Annotated in this window: 12 protein-coding genes and 1 riboswitch; of the genes, 9 read left to right on the top strand and 3 right to left on the bottom strand. The window is 62.9% G+C overall.

Annotated elements, in window-relative coordinates; genetic code table 11:
• Positions 1-123: 123 nt before the first annotated feature.
• Both QMZ29_RS00635 and sgrT read right to left on the bottom strand, forming a co-directional pair.
• Positions 124-1320, bottom strand: coding sequence for a sugar efflux transporter (locus QMZ29_RS00635; protein WP_060434222.1), 1197 nt, complete (start codon positions 1318-1320; stop codon positions 124-126).
• 154 nt (positions 1321-1474) lie between these two features.
• On the bottom strand, positions 1475-1648 hold the full coding sequence (gene sgrT, locus QMZ29_RS00640) for a glucose uptake inhibitor SgrT (protein ID WP_071826098.1): 174 nt from the start codon (positions 1646-1648) through the stop codon (positions 1475-1477).
• Between the two features lie 90 nt (positions 1649-1738).
• Here sgrT and sgrR point away from each other — a divergent pair, with 90 nt between their 5' ends.
• The 7 genes from sgrR to ilvN all read left to right on the top strand — a co-directional run bounded on the left by sgrR (position 1739) and on the right by ilvN (position 9180).
• On the top strand, positions 1739-3400 hold the full coding sequence (sgrR, locus tag QMZ29_RS00645) for an HTH-type transcriptional regulator SgrR (RefSeq protein WP_043135953.1): 1662 nt from the start codon (positions 1739-1741) through the stop codon (positions 3398-3400).
• Positions 3401-3437: 37 nt separating this feature from the next.
• A riboswitch (TPP riboswitch) is annotated at positions 3438-3557 on the top strand.
• Positions 3558-3614: 57 nt separating this feature from the next.
• Positions 3615-4601 (top strand): thiamine ABC transporter substrate binding subunit, encoded by a 987-nt coding sequence (gene thiB / locus QMZ29_RS00650; protein ID WP_025301554.1) that lies wholly within the window; start codon positions 3615-3617, stop codon positions 4599-4601.
• The gene (thiP, locus tag QMZ29_RS00655; RefSeq protein WP_282980710.1) at positions 4577-6184 is read left to right on the top strand and encodes a thiamine/thiamine pyrophosphate ABC transporter permease ThiP; all 1608 of its coding nucleotides are present in this window, start codon (positions 4577-4579) and stop codon (positions 6182-6184) included. Before thiB ends, thiP begins: the two co-directional genes overlap by 25 nt.
• Entirely contained in the window at positions 6171-6875 is a 705-nt protein-coding gene (gene thiQ / locus QMZ29_RS00660; protein WP_025301552.1) for a thiamine ABC transporter ATP-binding protein ThiQ, read from the top strand. The genes thiP and thiQ overlap by 14 nt, the downstream gene beginning before the upstream one ends.
• 88 nt (positions 6876-6963) lie before the next feature.
• Positions 6964-7077, top strand: coding sequence for an ilvB operon leader peptide IvbL (ivbL, locus tag QMZ29_RS00665; protein WP_154747116.1), 114 nt, complete (start codon positions 6964-6966; stop codon positions 7075-7077).
• 111 nt (positions 7078-7188) lie between these two features.
• A complete protein-coding gene (ilvB, locus tag QMZ29_RS00670; RefSeq protein ID WP_033651682.1) occupies positions 7189-8883 on the top strand; it encodes an acetolactate synthase large subunit in 1695 nt (564 codons plus the stop codon).
• 3 nt (positions 8884-8886) lie between these two features.
• Positions 8887-9180 (top strand): acetolactate synthase small subunit, encoded by a 294-nt coding sequence (gene ilvN, locus QMZ29_RS00675; protein ID WP_016929110.1) that lies wholly within the window; start codon positions 8887-8889, stop codon positions 9178-9180.
• A gap of 26 nt (positions 9181-9206) precedes the next feature.
• Here the strand turns inward: ilvN and QMZ29_RS00680 are convergent, their stop codons facing one another.
• Positions 9207-9977: a DedA family protein gene (locus QMZ29_RS00680; protein WP_261427458.1), complete on the bottom strand. Its 771-nt coding sequence runs from the start codon at positions 9975-9977 to the stop codon at positions 9207-9209.
• A gap of 214 nt (positions 9978-10191) precedes the next feature.
• Here QMZ29_RS00680 and QMZ29_RS00685 point away from each other — a divergent pair, with 214 nt between their 5' ends.
• Both QMZ29_RS00685 and rapA read left to right on the top strand, forming a co-directional pair.
• Positions 10192-12558: a DNA polymerase II gene (locus tag QMZ29_RS00685; protein WP_197781130.1), complete on the top strand. Its 2367-nt coding sequence runs from the start codon at positions 10192-10194 to the stop codon at positions 12556-12558.
• A gap of 247 nt (positions 12559-12805) precedes the next feature.
• Positions 12806-15712, top strand: a complete 2907-nt coding sequence (rapA, locus tag QMZ29_RS00690) for an RNA polymerase-associated protein RapA (RefSeq protein ID WP_060448173.1) — start codon at positions 12806-12808, stop codon at positions 15710-15712.
• The last annotated feature ends 8 nt before the right edge of the window (positions 15713-15720 follow it).

Raw genomic sequence — 15720 nt, forward strand, 5'->3', positions numbered from 1 at the left:
AACAAGGCGGCATCTCAATAGCGAGACGGGCGTGGGCGCAACGATCGCGCTCCATATGCCTTCAGCTTGGGCGTCCGCATCAGCCTTCTCAATGACTTGCATCAAGAATGCCGTCGTTTAACCTCACACTTCACGCACTTTGGCGCTCATCCCGAGCGCCGCCAGCGCCAACAGCGCCGCCATCCAATACACCGAGCCATGACCGAGGTTCTCCACCAGCGCGCCCTGCAGCACCCCGGCCAGGATCACCCCGGTCGAGATGCTGTTGGTGAACAGCGTGGTGGCGGCGCCCGGTCGGCCCGGCATCAAATCCTGAAAATAGAGCATGCCGATACCGGCGACGATACCGATAAACACCGCGTTGAGCAGCTGCAGCGCGATCAGGGCCGGCTTGCTCTCCAGTACCGTCAGCCCGAGGTAAAACAGCACGCCTGCCACCACCGCCAGCAGCATCATGTTGCGCTTGCCGAAGCGTTTGACGTAGTAACCGGCCAGCAGCATCGCCGGGATCTCCAGCCCGGCGGCGGTGCCCATCAACACCCCGGCCAACCCTTCCGGCAGGCCAAGATCGGCGGTGATATACAGCGGCATATCGATGATATACAAGGTGTTGCAGGTCCACATCAGCATTGAGGCGATGAACAGCAGCCGCACGTCGCGATTGCGCCAGGCACTGGCGGGCGCGATCGGCGCAGACACCCCACCCTGCAGCCCCTCATTTTCCGCCGCGCGCGGCACCGAAGGCAGCATAAACCCCACCAGCAGCACGCAAACCGCGAAGGTGGCGGCGGCAATCAGGAACATCACGGTGAATCCGTAGTTCAGCGCCAACGCAAACGACAGCGGCGGGCCGATCACCCACGCCAGCGAAAGCTGGGCGCGCATCACCGAGCTGAACATCACCACTTCACGCGCCTCGCTATCGGCATATTCCCGCGCCAGCGCGAAGATCTGCGGCATGGCGGTGTTGGCAACGGCGGACATCAGCACCCCGGCGGTGATCAGCGTCAGGTAGTCGCGGTTAAAGGCGAACAACAGGCAGTTACCGACCGCCATCAGGCAGCACAGCAGGATCAGCCTGCGGCGATCGCCGCGGGTGTCGGAACGTTTGGCCAGCAGGAAGCTGACGACGATGCCGGCCACCGCGTTGGCGGTGTAAAACAGCCCGACCCACAGCGGCCGCACCTTAACTTCGGTGGTCAGAAACAGGCTGAGCGTCGGCGTCAGCAATGCGCCGGCGATGCCGGAGAGAAAAGCGATCAGTAGGAATGCGGCAAAGATGGGGTTAATGCGCAGTGACAACCGGCTCAGGCGTTGCATATCGTCTTCCCTGACCTCAAAGCAGAAGAAAGAACCTTAGGCCACGGCAAGAAAAATGCAAGCGCATCGCCATGTCCATGCATAAAAAAACCAGTGGGTTGCCCCACTGGCTGGTGAAACAGCACCATTACTCAGAAACTTGTTGCCGCAGCCCCTACAGGTGCTCGCGATATTGCTTATCGGTCATCTCTTTGATGTCCCATTGCGTCAGGTGTGCCAGCATCGCCAGCCGCGCCTGTTCGGGCACCACGCTCAGCCAGTCGGCGCGTTGACGGCGCACCGCGCTGAAATAGCGCTGATAGAACTGTTTGGATAAGAAAGCTTTCATGATTACGCCCTCCCCTTTCATTGATGAAAATTATCGGCGTAATATAGGGAAAGAAAAATTGACGAGTTGAGGCGGGAGCGTTCCTCTTTTATGTCCACGTCCAGATTGCAGCAACAGTTCATCCGCCTGTGGCAGCGCTGCCACGGTGAAACCACCGACACCACCCTGCAGGATCTGGCGGAGGTGCTCAGCTGCTCGCGGCGCCACGTGCGCTCCCTGCTGAGCGCCATGCAGCGGGAAGGCTGGCTCACCTGGCAGGCGGAGTCGGGGCGCGGCAAGCGTTCACGGTTAACCTTCCACTACACCGGCCTGGCGCTGCAGCAACAGCGGGCCGAGGAGCTGTTGGAACAGGATCGCATCGATCAGTTGGTGCAGCTGGTGGGCGACAAAAACGTGGTGCGCCAAATGCTGCTGTCGCAGCTGGGGCGCAGCTTCCGCCAGGGTAAACACATCCTGCGGGTGCTCTACTACCGGCAGTTGTACAACCTGCTGCCCGGCTCGGCGCTGCGGCGTTCGGAAACCCATTTGGCGCGCCAGATCTTCAACGGCCTGACGCGCATAAATGAGGAAAACGGGGAACTGGAGTCCGATCTGTCCCACCATTGGCAGGCGCTGACGCCCTTGCACTGGCGGTTTTACCTGCGCCCGGCGATCCATTTTCATCACGGCCGCGAGCTGGAGATGGCAGACGTCATCACTTCCCTCTCGCGTCTGACCTCGCAACCGCTGTTCTCACATATCGAAAGCGTCACCTCGCCGACGCCGTTCGTTATCGACGTGCATCTGCGCAGCCCCGACCACTGGCTACCCTGGCTGCTGGGCAGCGTGCAGGCCATGATCCTGCCGCGCGAATGGCGCGAACTGCCGGACTTTGCCCGCCATCCGGTCGGCACCGGCCCCTACCGCGTGGTGCGCAATCTTCCCAGCCAGATGAAGATCCACGCCTTCGACGACTATTTCGGCTACCGGGCGCTGATCGACGAGGTGAACATCTGGGTGCTGCCGGAGTTCTCCGAAGAGCTGGTGCACTCCGGCGTGCAGCTGCAGGGCGATGAAACCGGCAAAAACGAACTGGAAAGCCGACTGGAAGAGGGCTGTTATTTCTTGCTGTTCGATCAGCGTTCCCCGCTGGCCGCCGACCCCGCCATTCGCAGCTGGCTGTGCGAATTGATCAACCCCATTTCATTGCTGAGCCACGCCGGGCCGCTCTACCAGCGCTATTGGTCGCCGGCATACGGCCTGCTGCCGCGCTGGCACCACAACCGCACGCTGGCGCAGCAACCCAAACCGGCGGGGCTGACTGAACTGACGATGACCCACTTCAATGAACATTCGGAGTTTCACGCCATTCGCCAGGCGATCGAACCGCTGTTGGCGCAGCACGGCATCCGCCTGATCGTACAAAGCGTGGATTACGCCACCTGGCACCAGGGCGACGCGCGCAGCGATCTGTGGCTCGGCAGCGCCAACTTCTATCTGCCGCTGGAGTTTTCGCTGTTCGCCACGCTGTACGAACTGCCGCTGATGCAGCACTGCATGAACGAGGATCTGGCGCAGGACGCGGAGTTATGGCGCGCCAACCGCTTGCCGCTGGCGGAGTTTTGCCAGCGGCTAGTCAGCAACCACCAGCTACATCCGCTGTTCCACCACTGGCTGCAGCTGCACGGCCAGCGCAGCATGCGCGGCGTGCGAATGAACACCCTCGGCTGGTTCGACTTCAAGTCAGCCTGGTTTGCCCCGCCGGAGGCATAAGCGCCTTTCGCCCGGGTCGGTTAATCTTTACAATAGCGCCGTCTCAACGGGGTGCGGTGAGTCGGGCCGTGTGCATAAGCCCGATTCTCCGCTGAGAGCACACCCGTCGAACCTGATCCGGTCAATACCGGCGGAGGGATTTGAGCCCAGCGAACCGGCGACGCCGCCTCGCCCCCTCAGATACCCTTGCCCCCTTATTTTTCAGGAGTGCAACGTGGTCAAAAAATATCTGCCCTGCTTATTGCTGCTGTGCGCCGCGCCGGTGTTCGCCAAGCCGACGCTGACGGTTTACACCTACGATTCCTTTGCCGCCGACTGGGGCCCTGGCCCGGCGGTAAAAAAAGCCTTCGAAGCCGAGTGCGACTGTGAGCTGAAGTTCGTGGCGCTGGAAGACGGCGTCTCACTGCTCAACCGCCTGCGCATGGAAGGCAAGAACAGCGCCGCCGACGTGGTGCTGGGGCTGGACAACAACCTGTTGCAGGCGGCGCAGCAAACCGGCCTGTTCGCGCCGAGCGGCGTCGACACCGCCAAGCTGACGGTGCCGGGCGGCTGGCAGGATACGACCTTCGTGCCTTACGACTACGGGTACTTCGCCTTCGTCTACAACAAAGAAAAACTGAAGAATCCACCGAAAAGCCTGCAGGAGCTGATCAGCAGCGATCGCGACTGGAAGGTGATTTACGAAGATCCGCGCACCAGCACGCCGGGCCTCGGCCTGCTGCTGTGGATGCAAAAAGTGTATGGCGACAAGGCGCCGGCCGCCTGGCAGCAGTTGGCGAAGAAGACCGTCACCGTCACCAAAGGTTGGAGCGAGGCCTATGGCCTGTTCCTGAAAGGCGAAGGCGATCTGGTGCTCAGCTACACCACCTCTCCCGCCTACCACCTGATCGCTGAGAAAAAAGACCTCTACGCCGCCGCCACGTTCAGCGAAGGCCACTACCTGCAGGTGGAAGTGGCGGGCAAGCTGAAGGCCGCCAAACAGCCTGAACTGGCGGAGCGCTTCATGCAGTTCATGGTGACGCCGGCGTTCCAGAACACCATCCCGACCGGCAACTGGATGTACCCGGTGATCAACACCCCGCTGCCCGTCGGTTTTGAGCAGATGAACGTGCCGCAGACCGCGCTGCAATACAGCGCCGAAGAGGTGGCCACACAACGCGGCGGTTGGATCCGGGCATGGCAAACCGCCGTCAGCCGCTGATCCCCCGCTGGCTCTGGCCGGGGCTGCTGGCCGCCGGCGTGATCCTGCTGGTCGCCGCACTGGCGATGGGCTCGCTGTGGCGCCATGCGCCGGACAGCGACTGGCGCGGCCTGTGGCAGGACAGCTACCTGTGGCACGTGGTGCGCTTCACCTACTGGCAGGCGCTGCTGTCAGCGCTGATTTCGGTGCTGCCCGCCGTTCTGCTGGCGCGCGCGCTCTATCGCCGCCGTTTCCCCGGCCGGCAGCTGTTGCTGCGGCTGTGCGCCATGACGCTGGTGCTACCGGTGCTGGTGGCGGTGTTCGGCCTGCTCAGCGTCTATGGGCGCCAGGGCTGGCTGGCGACGCTGTGCGGCTGGCTGGGCGTCGAGTATGATTTCTCGCCCTACGGGCTGCAGGGCATTCTGCTGGCGCACCTGTTCTTTAACCTGCCGCTGGCTACCCGCCTGTTGTTGCAAGCGCTGGAGAACATTCCGGTGGAGCAGCGCCAACTGGCCGCCCAACTGGGTATGAGCGGCTGGCAGCAGTTCCGCTTCGTCGAATGGCCGGCGCTGCGCCGCCAGATCCTGCCGAGCGGCGCGTTGATCTTCATGCTGTGTTTCGCCAGCTTCGCCACCGTGCTGTCGCTGGGCGGCGGACCGCAGGCCACCACCATCGAACTGGCGATCTACCAGGCGCTGAGTTACGACTACGATCTGGGCCGCGCCGCCATGCTGGCGCTGATCCAGTTAAGCTGTTGTCTGGGGCTGGTGCTGATCAGCCAACGCCTGAGCCAGGCATTGCCGGTAGGGCATACCCACGCCCAGCGCTGGCGCAACCCGGAAGACAGCCGGTGGCGGCGCATCAGCGATTTTCTGCTGATCGCCGCCGCGCTGTTGCTGCTGCTGCCGCCTCTGCTGGCGGTGATTGCCGACGGCGCCAATCAGGCCGTCGTCAGCGTGCTGCGCCAGCCGGTGCTGTGGCAGGCGCTGTTCACGTCGCTGCGCATCGCCCTCGGCGCCGGGCTATTGTGCGTGGCGCTCACGATGATGCTGCTGTGGAGCAGCCGCGAGCTGAAGCTGCGACAGCAACTGCGCGGCGGCCAGGCGCTGGAGCTGAGCGGCATGGTGATCCTGGCGATGCCGGGCATCGTGCTGGCCACTGGCTTCTTCCTGCTGCTGAGCGATACGATCGGGCTGCCGCAGTCGCCCTATGCGCTGGTGATCCTCACCAATGCGCTGATGGCGGTGCCCTATGCGCTGAAGGTGTTGGAGAACCCGATGCGCGACCTCGCCGAACGTTACAACCCGCTGTGCCTGTCGCTGGATATCCGCGGCTGGCAGCGGCTGCGGCTGATCGAACTACGCGCCCTGCGCCGCCCGCTGGCGCAGGCGCTGGCCTTCGCCTGCGTGCTGTCGATCGGCGATTTCGGCGTGGTCGCCTTGTTTGGCAATGAGCATTTCCGTACCCTGCCTTTTTACCTGTATCAGCAGATTGGCGCCTACCGCAGCAACGACGGGGCGGTGACCGCGCTGCTGCTGCTGCTGCTGTGCTTCCTGCTGTTTACCCTGATCGAACGCTTACCGGGGCGCCATGCTGACGCTTGAAAAACTGACCTACCTGTATGAACACCTGCCGATGCGCTTTGATCTGCGCATCCAGCCGGGCGAGCGCGTCGCGGTGCTCGGCCCCAGCGGCGCCGGTAAAAGCACCCTGCTGAGCCTGATCGCCGGTTTTCTGCCGGCGGCCAGCGGCCGGCTGCTGCTGAACGGCGAAGATCATACCGCAACGCCGCCGGCCAAACGGCCGGTGTCGATGCTGTTTCAGGAGAACAACCTGTTCGCGCACCTGACGGTGGCGCAGAACATCGGGCTGGGATTGGATCCCGGCCTACGCCTGACTGAACAACAGCGCCAACAGCGGGCGCATATCGCCCGTCAGGTCGGCCTGGAGGAGCACCTGGAGCGCCTGCCGTCGCAGCTTTCCGGCGGCCAGCGTCAGCGCGCCGCGCTGGCGCGCTGTTTGATTCGCCAACGGCCGATCCTGCTGCTCGACGAGCCCTTCTCGGCGCTCGATCCGGCGCTGCGCAACGAGATGTTGCAGCTGCTGCAGACGGTGTGCGAACAGCGTAATCTGACGCTGCTGATGGTGTCGCACAATCTCGACGACGCCGCACGCATCGCACCGCGCACGCTGCTGGTGGTCGACGGCCGCATCTACTACGACGGCCCGACGCAGGCCCTGCTGGACGGCAGCGCACCGGAAGCGCGCGTGCTGGGCATTTCGGGTAAAGCGTGATCTGACGCGCGTTTTTTATGCTGCGCCAATAAACCTGTTGTGCGAATTTTGCGCCTGTGTTTTTATAAAAACCTGACTTTTTTTACTGATGATAAGGTTCCCTGTGATCGCATCCTCGCTGACTTCGACCCTACTAGTTACCGCGCTACCAGCCGCGGTGGTCGTCGTGCGTGTGGTGGTGGTCGTCGGCAATGCGCCGTAGGGTCCGAATCAACGCATCGATTCCCAAACCCCGCCGGCGCAAACCGGGCGGGGTTTCTTGTTTTAGCATCCTGCCCAGCAAAGCTCACCGGCCTTGAGAAAGGACAGGAACATGGCAACTTCGGGCACGCCTCAACCGAGTACCCGCTTCACCGGCGCACAATTGATCGTTCATTTGCTGGAGCGTCAGGGCATCACCACCGTCGCCGGCATCCCCGGCGGTGCGGCGCTGCCGCTGTATGACGCGCTGAGCCAAAGCACCCGCATTCACCACGTGCTGGCGCGCCACGAACAGGGCGCGGGCTTTATGGCGCAAGGCATGGCGCGCGCCAACGGCAAGGCGGCGGTGTGCATCGCCTCCAGCGGGCCGGGCGCCACCAACCTGGTCACCGCTATCGCCGACGCCAAGCTCGACTCCATTCCGCTGGTGTGCATCACCGGTCAGGTGCCCTCCTCGATGATCGGCACTGACGCCTTCCAGGAAGTGGATACGTACGGCATTTCCATCCCGATCACCAAGCACAACCATCTGGTGCGCGATATCCGCGAACTGCCGCAGGTGATTGGCGACGCCTTCCGCATCGCCGAGTCCGGCCGCCCCGGCCCGGTCTGGATCGATGTGCCGAAAGACGTGCAAACCGCCACCATTACCCTGGAAGAACTGCCGCCGATCGCCGTGCCGGACGCCGCTCCGAGCTTCGATCCGGCGCTGGTTTCTCAGGCCGCCACGATGATCAACCAGGCGAAACGCCCGATCCTCTACCTGGGCGGCGGCATCATCTGCGCCGACGCTCACCGCCAGGCGGTGGAACTGGCCGAGCGCGCCGGTCTGCCTACCACCATGACGCTGATGGCGCTGGGCGCGATGCCGGTGGAACACCCGCTGTCGCTGGGCATGCTGGGCATGCACGCGGCGCGCAGCACCAACTTCATTCTGCAGGAGGCCGATCTGCTGATCGTGCTGGGCGCACGCTTCGACGATCGGGCAATCGGCAAAACCGAGCAGTTCTGCCCTAACGCCGCCATCATTCACGTGGATATCGACCGCGCCGAGCTGGGCAAGGTCAAACAGGCCAACGTGGCAATCCATGCCGACGTCGGCCAGGTGCTGGAACAGCTGCTGCCGCAGATCGACACGCAGCCACGCAGCGCATGGCTGAACACCGTCAACGACCTGAAACGCGAATTCCCGTTCAACATGCCGAACGCCGACGATCCGCTGAGCCATTACGGCCTGGTGCTGGCCGCCGCGCGCTGCGTGGACGACAGCGCCATTATCACCACCGACGTGGGCCAGCATCAGATGTGGGTGGCGCAGGCCTATCCGCTGAGCCGGCCGCGCCAGTGGCTGACGTCGGGCGGCCTGGGCACCATGGGCTTCGGTCTGCCGGCGGCGATCGGCGCAGCGTTGGCAGAGCCCGAGCGCAAAGTACTGTGCTTCTCCGGCGACGGCAGCCTGATGATGAACATTCAGGAAATGGCCACCGCGGTCGAGCACGATTTGGACGTGAAAATCATTTTGATGAACAACCAGGCATTGGGGCTGGTGCACCAGCAGCAAACCCTGTTCTACCAACAGCGCATCTTCGCCGCCGCCTATCCGAAGCGTACCGACTTTCTGAAAATCGCCGCCGGATTCGGGCTGGATACCTGCGATCTGAATGCTGCGGAAGATCCGCAGGCGGCGCTGGCCGAGGCGATCCAGCGCCCAGGCCCTTGCCTGATCCACGCGCTGATCGATATCAACGAAAAAGTATTCCCGATGGTGCCGCCGGGCGCCGCCAACATCGACATGATTGGAGAATAAGCCATGCTGCAACCACAAGATAAACCCCAGGTGATCCTGGAGCTGGCCGTGCGCAACCATCCCGGCGTCATGTCGCACGTTTGTGGGTTGTTCGCCCGCCGCGCGTTCAACGTCGAAGGCATTCTGTGTCTGCCGCTGAAGGACGGCCAGCAGAGCCGCATTTGGCTATTGGTCGCCGACGATCAGCGGCTGGAGCAAATGATAAGCCAGGTAGAAAAGCTGGAAGACGTGCTGCAGGTGAAGCGCCACAGCGAAGACGTGCGGGTATTTGAACAGCTGGAAGCCTTCTTCCAGTGATACGAAGGGGGCTTACGCCCCCGCAATCATTGCCCGGCCAGCACTTTCCACAGCAGGTGCCGGTACACCGGCATCAGCGGCTGTTGGCTCAGCAGATAGCCGACCGCCAACGCCGCCAGCCAACTCAATCCGCACACCACGCGCAGCCGCAGCGGCGTCAGCCAACGGCTCAGCCGATCGGCGTTGCGCTTGCCCTCACGCCACCAGCGCCAGCTCAGCCACACCGCCAGCCAGAGGGTAAGCGCCGCAGCGAGCAGCAACCACTTGAACATCGCGCTGTTGGCGCCGGCGGGAATGTCGATCGCCACGCCCGCCAGGATGCCGGGGAAGAAATAGACCGGCGGCCAGGTCAGGCAACCAATGATGTTCGGCAACGCGAACTTGTACGGCGGCAAATCGAGCATGCCGGCCACCATCGGCACCAGCGGGCGCGTCGGGCCAACGAAGCGGCCGATCAGAATGGTCGCCATGCTGTGCTGGTGCAAGGCATGTTCGGTTTTGTCGAGCAATGCTTTGTTCTTTTTCAGGAACGACCAGCGGTGCAAGGGCCCCTTAAAGGCGCGGCCGACGAAATAGGAGATCCAGTCGCCAAGCAGGCAGCCGACGATCCCCGCCGCCCAGGCGTAGTAAAAGTCCACCTTGCCGCTGCCGATCAGCGCGCCGATGCTGGCCATCATCACCGTGCCGGGCAGCAGCAGCCCCACCAGCGCTAGCGACTCGAAAAGAGCGACCAGCAGAACGACCATCAGGGTGAAAGCCAGTGACTGGGTGATCAAATCTTGTAAATAGGCTTCCATTACACCTCTGCGGATTATTCGGGCCAAACGGGGCCGAGGATTTTCCAGCGCCGCCGCTGGCGAGTCAATCGATGAATTGTATGCGTATTTGGCAACGCGCGCGGCGATGGACAATCACTGTATAAAAACCCATACTATAATATATCTATATTAGCGCCAAAACCGACATCACGCTGAACGTCGCGCACGCCGCCCGGTGGAAAACGAAGGGGTTATGACAGCACTGCAACAGGGGTTCCTGCTCACTCGCCACTGGCGCGACACGCCCGCCGGCACCGAGGTCGAATTTTGGCTGGCGACCGACGCAGGCCCGCGCCAACTGCGCTTGCCGCCGCAGACCTCGGTGGCGTTTATCCCCGCCGAACAAAGGCAGCGCGCGGAACTGCTGCTGCGTGAAGAGCGGCAGGTGGAACTGAAACCGCTGGCGCTGACGGATTTTCATCACCGCCCGATGCTGGGGCTGTACTGCCGCCAGCACCGTCAGCTCATCAAGCTGGAAAAGCTGCTGCGGGAAGGCGGCGTTGCGGTCTACGAGGCCGACATTCGCCCGCCCGAGCGCTACCTGATGGAACGCTTCATTACCGCGCCGGTGTGGTTCAACGGCCAGGGCAACGGCGATGGGCCGTTGCTCAGCGGCCAGATGAAGCCGGCACCGGACTACCGCCCGGCGCTCAGGCTGGTGTCGCTGGATATCGAAACTACCGCCCACGGCGAGCTTTACTCCATCGCGCTGGAAGGTTGTGGCCAGCGGCAGGTCTACATGCTGGGGCCGGCCAACGGCGGCGATGAGCCCCTGGATTTCGATCTGGAATACTGCGCCAGCCGTCCTCAGTTGCTGGAACGGCTGAACGCGTGGCTGGAGCGTCACGATCCCGACGCCATCATCGGCTGGAACCTGGTACAGTTCGATCTGCGGGTGCTGCAAAAGCACGCCGAACGCTACCAAATCCCGCTGCGGCTGGGGCGCGGCGGCAACCTGCTGGAGTGGCGCGAGCATGGCTTCAAGCAGAATCACTTTTTCGCCGCCGCCGCCGGCCGCCTGATCATCGACGGCATCGAGGCGCTGAAATCCGCCACCTGGAATTTTCCCTCCTTCAGCCTGGAATACGTTTCGCAGGAACTGCTGGGCGAAGGCAAGGCTATCGACAACCCTTATCAGCGCATGGCGGAGATCGACCGACGCTTCGCCGAAGACAAGCCGGCGCTGGCCCGTTACAACCTGAAGGACTGCGAGCTGGTGACGCGCATCTTCGCCAAGGCCGATCTGCTCAACTTCCTGCTGGAGCGCGCCACCGTCACCGGGTTGGCGGCCGATCGCAGCGGCGGATCGGTGGCGGCCTTCAGCCACCTCTATATGCCGCGCATGCATCGCCTGGGCTTTGTTGCCCCCAACCTCGGCGAACAGCCGGAGGAGCACAGCCCCGGCGGCTTTGTGATGGACTCCCAGCCCGGCCTGTACGATTCGGTGCTAGTACTGGACTATAAAAGCCTGTACCCGTCGATCATCCGCACCTTCCTGATCGATCCGGTCGGATTGGTGGAAGGCATGCGCCACCCCAGCGACGCCGACTCGGTGCCCGGCTTTCGCAACGCCCGCTTCTCGCGCAGCAAACACTGCCTGCCGGCGATCGTCGAGCAGATCTGGCAGGGGCGCGAGGCCGCCAAGCGCCAACACAACAAGCCCCTGTCGCAGGCGTTGAAGATCATCATGAACGCGCTGTACGGCGTGCTGGGATCGAGCGGCTGCCGCTTCTTCGATCCGCGGCTGGCGTCGTCGATCACCCTGCGCGGCCACGAGATCATGCGCCAAACCCGTGAGCTGATCGAAGCCGAAGGCTATCAGGTGATTTACGGCGACACCGACTCCACCTTCGTCTGGCTGAAACAGCCGCATGACGAGCAGCAGGCCGCGCAGATCGGCCGGGCGCTGGTGCAACGGGTCAACGCCTGGTGGCAACAGCATCTGCAGCAGCAGTTCGGGCTGGAGAACGCGCTGGAGCTGGAGTTCGAAACCCACTATTCCCGCTTCCTGATGCCGACCATTCGCGGCGCCGAGCAGGGCAGCAAGAAACGCTACGCCGGCCTGATCGCGCGCGCCGACGGCCAGGAAGAAATGGTGTACAAAGGCCTGGAAACGGTGCGCACCGACTGGACGCCGCTGGCGCAGGAGTTCCAGCAGCAGCTCTATCAGCGCATCTTCAAACGGCAACCCTACCAGGACTACGTGCGCGACTACGTCGGCAAAACCCTGAACGGCGACTTCGACGATCAATTGGTGTACCGCAAACGGCTGCGCAGGAAGCTCGACGACTATCAGCGCAACGTGCCGCCGCACGCCCGCGCCGCACGCATCGCCGACGACTACAACCGCAGCCAGGGGCGGCCGCTGCAGTATCAGAACGGCGGCTGGATCAGCTACGTGATGACCGTCGCCGGGCCGGAACCGCTGGAAACCCGCCATTCGCCCATCGACTATCAGCATTACCTCGAACGCCAGCTGCAACCGGTGGCAGACGCTATACTCCCTTTCTTGCACGACGATTTCACTACGCTGGTCACCGGGCAGATGGGGCTGTTTTGAGATTGCGCCAGGTTAAGAAAAATCATCCGGTTTTGCAGGTGACGAACGCGCCGCCTTCCATTACCATAGCGCCCTTCCCAAAACTGAACCACGCTTAGCCCTGCCGTCTCGCGACGTCTGCATGGCGTGAACGGCTATTGCCCGTCAAATTTAAAACAAACCGGGATTAACCGATGTTCAGTACAGGTGCCGCGGCCCTTCCCGCCCGGTAACAAGACTTACTTACAAAGAATCGAGCCGACAATATATGCCTTTTACTCTTGGTCAACGCTGGATCAGCGATACGGAAAGCGAATTAGGACTGGGCACCGTCGTGGCGCTGGACGCGCGCATGGTTACCCTGCTTTTCCCCGCCACCGGTGAAAACCGCCTCTATGCCAGAAATGATTCGCCGATCACCCGCGTGATGTTCAACCCGGGCGATACCGTCAGCAGCCACGAGGGATGGCAGCTGCAGGTGGAAGAGGTGAAAGAGGAAAACGGTCTGTTGACCTATATCGGCACCCGCCTGGACACCCAGGAAAGCGGCGTGGCGATGCGCGAAGTGCTGCTGGACAGCAAACTGACCTTCAGCAAGCCGCAGGATCGCCTGTTCGCCGGCCAAATCGACCGCATGGATCGTTTCGCGCTGCGTTTTCGCGCCCGCAAATACCAGAGCGAGCAGTATCGCCTGCCGTTCGCCGGCCTGCGCGGCATGCGCGCCAGCCTGATCCCGCACCAGCTGCACATCGCTCATGAAGTCGGCCAGCGCCATGCGCCGCGCGTTCTGCTGGCGGACGAAGTCGGCCTCGGCAAAACCATCGAAGCCGGCATGATCATCCACCAGCAACTGCTGGCGGGCCGCGCCGAACGCGTGCTGATCGTGGTGCCGGAAACGCTGCAGCACCAGTGGCTGGTGGAGATGATGCGCCGCTTCAACCTCTACTTCTCGCTGTTCGACGACAGCCGCTACGCCGAAGCCAAGCTCGACAGCAGCAACCCGTTCGAGACCGAACAGCTGGTGATCTGCTCGCTGGACTTCGTGCGCCGCAACAAGCAGCGCCTGGAAGAGCTGGCGGACGCCCAGTGGGATCTGCTGGTGGTCGATGAAGCGCACCACCTGGCCTGGAGTGAAGAAGCGCCGAGCCGCGAATATCAGGTGATCGAACAGCTGGCCGAGCATATCCCCGGCGTGCTGCTGCTGACCGCCACCCCGGAGCAGCTGGGCCAACAGAGCCACTTTGCGCGCCTGCGCCTGCTCGATCCGAACCGTTTCCACGACTACGGCGAGTTCGTTGCCGAGCAGCAAAAATACCGTCCGGTGGCCGACGCCGTCACCCTGCTGCTGAGCGGTGAACGCCTGGCCGACGACAAGCTGAACCTGCTGGGCGAGCTGATCGACGAGCAGGACATCGAACCGCTGCTCAAAGCGGCCAACAGCGAAGGCGACAACGCCGAGCAGGCGCGCCAGGAGCTGGTGGCCATGCTGATGGATCGCCACGGCACCAGCCGCGTGCTGTTCCGCAACACCCGTAACGGCGTGAAGGGCTTCCCGCACCGCAACCTGCACCAGATCAAGCTGCCGTTGCCAACCCAGTATCAGACCGCGATCAAAGTGTCCGGCATCATGGGCGCCAAGAAATCCGTCGAAGCGCGCGCGCGCGACATGCTGTATCCGGAGCAGATCTACCAGGAATTCGAAGGCGAAAACGCCACCTGGTGGAACTTCGACCCGCGCGTCGAGTGGTTGCTGGACTACCTGCTGGCCAACCGTAACGAAAAAGTGCTGGTGATCTGCGCCAAAGCCGACACCGCGCTGCAGCTGGAGCAGGTGCTGCGCGAGCGTGAAGCGATCCGCGCCGCGGTGTTCCACGAAGGGCTGTCGATCATCGAGCGCGACCGCGCCGCCGCCTACTTCGCCTCCGAAGAGGAGGGCGCGCAGGTGCTGCTGTGTTCCGAGATCGGCTCCGAAGGCCGCAACTTCCAGTTCGCCAGCCAGCTGGTGATGTTCGATCTGCCGTTCAACCCGGATCTGCTGGAACAGCGTATCGGCCGTCTGGACCGTATCGGCCAAATGCACGATATCCAGATCATGGTGCCTTACCTGGAGCACACCGCGCAGGCGGTGCTGGGCCGTTGGTTCCACGAAGGGCTCGACGCCTTCGAACACACCTGCCCGACCGGCCGCACCATCTACGACAGCTGCTACGAGCAGTTGATCGGCTATCTGGCCGCGCCGACCGAGCAGGAAGGCCTGGACGAATTCATCCACGCCTGCCGCCAGCAGCACGATCAGTTGAAAGCGCAGCTGGAACAGGGCCGCGACCGCCTGCTGGAGATGCACTCCAACGGCGGCGACAAAGCCCAAGCGCTGGCCGCCGCCATCGCCGAGCAGGATAACGACGTCAACCTGGTAGGCTTCGCGCTCAACCTGTTCGACATTGTCGGCATCAATCAGGAAGACCGCAGCGACAGCCTGATCGTGCTGACGCCGTCCGACCATATGCTGGTGCCGGACTTCCCGGGCCTGCCGCAGGACGGCTGCACCGTGACCTTCGACCGCGATCAGGCGCTGTCGCGCGAAGACGCGCAGTTCGTCAGCTGGGAGCACCCGATCATCCGCAATGGCCTGGATCTGATCCTGTCCGGCGATACCGGCAGCTGCGCGGTGTCCCTGTTGAAAAACAAAGCGCTGCCGGTTGGCACCCTGCTGGTTGAACTGGTCTATGTGGTGGAGGCCCAGGCGCCGAAACACCTGCAGCTGACCCGCTTCCTGCCACCGACGCCGATCCGCATGCTGATGGATCGCAAGGGCACCAACCTGGCGGCGCAGGTCGAGTTCGAAAGCTTCAACCGTCAGTTGAACGCGGTCAACCGCCACACCTCCAGCAAGCTGGTCAATGCCGTGCAACAAGACGTGCACGCCATGCTGCAGCAGGCGGAAAGCCTGGTGGAAGCGCAGGCACGCCAGCTTATCGAACAGGCGAAGCAAGAGGCGGACGACAAGCTGAGCGCAGAGCTGGCGCGTCTGGAAGCGCTGAAGGCGGTCAACCCGAACATCCGCGACGACGAAGTCGAGACGCTGGAGTTCAACCGCCGTCAGGTGCTGGCCAACCTCAATGAAGCCGGCTGGCGTCTCGACGCCATTCGTCTGGTGGTGGTCACCCACCAATAACCGGCGCG

This window comes from Serratia sp. PF-27 (assembly GCF_030053255.1).
GTDB classification, from domain to species: domain Bacteria; phylum Pseudomonadota; class Gammaproteobacteria; order Enterobacterales; family Enterobacteriaceae; genus Serratia; species Serratia bockelmannii.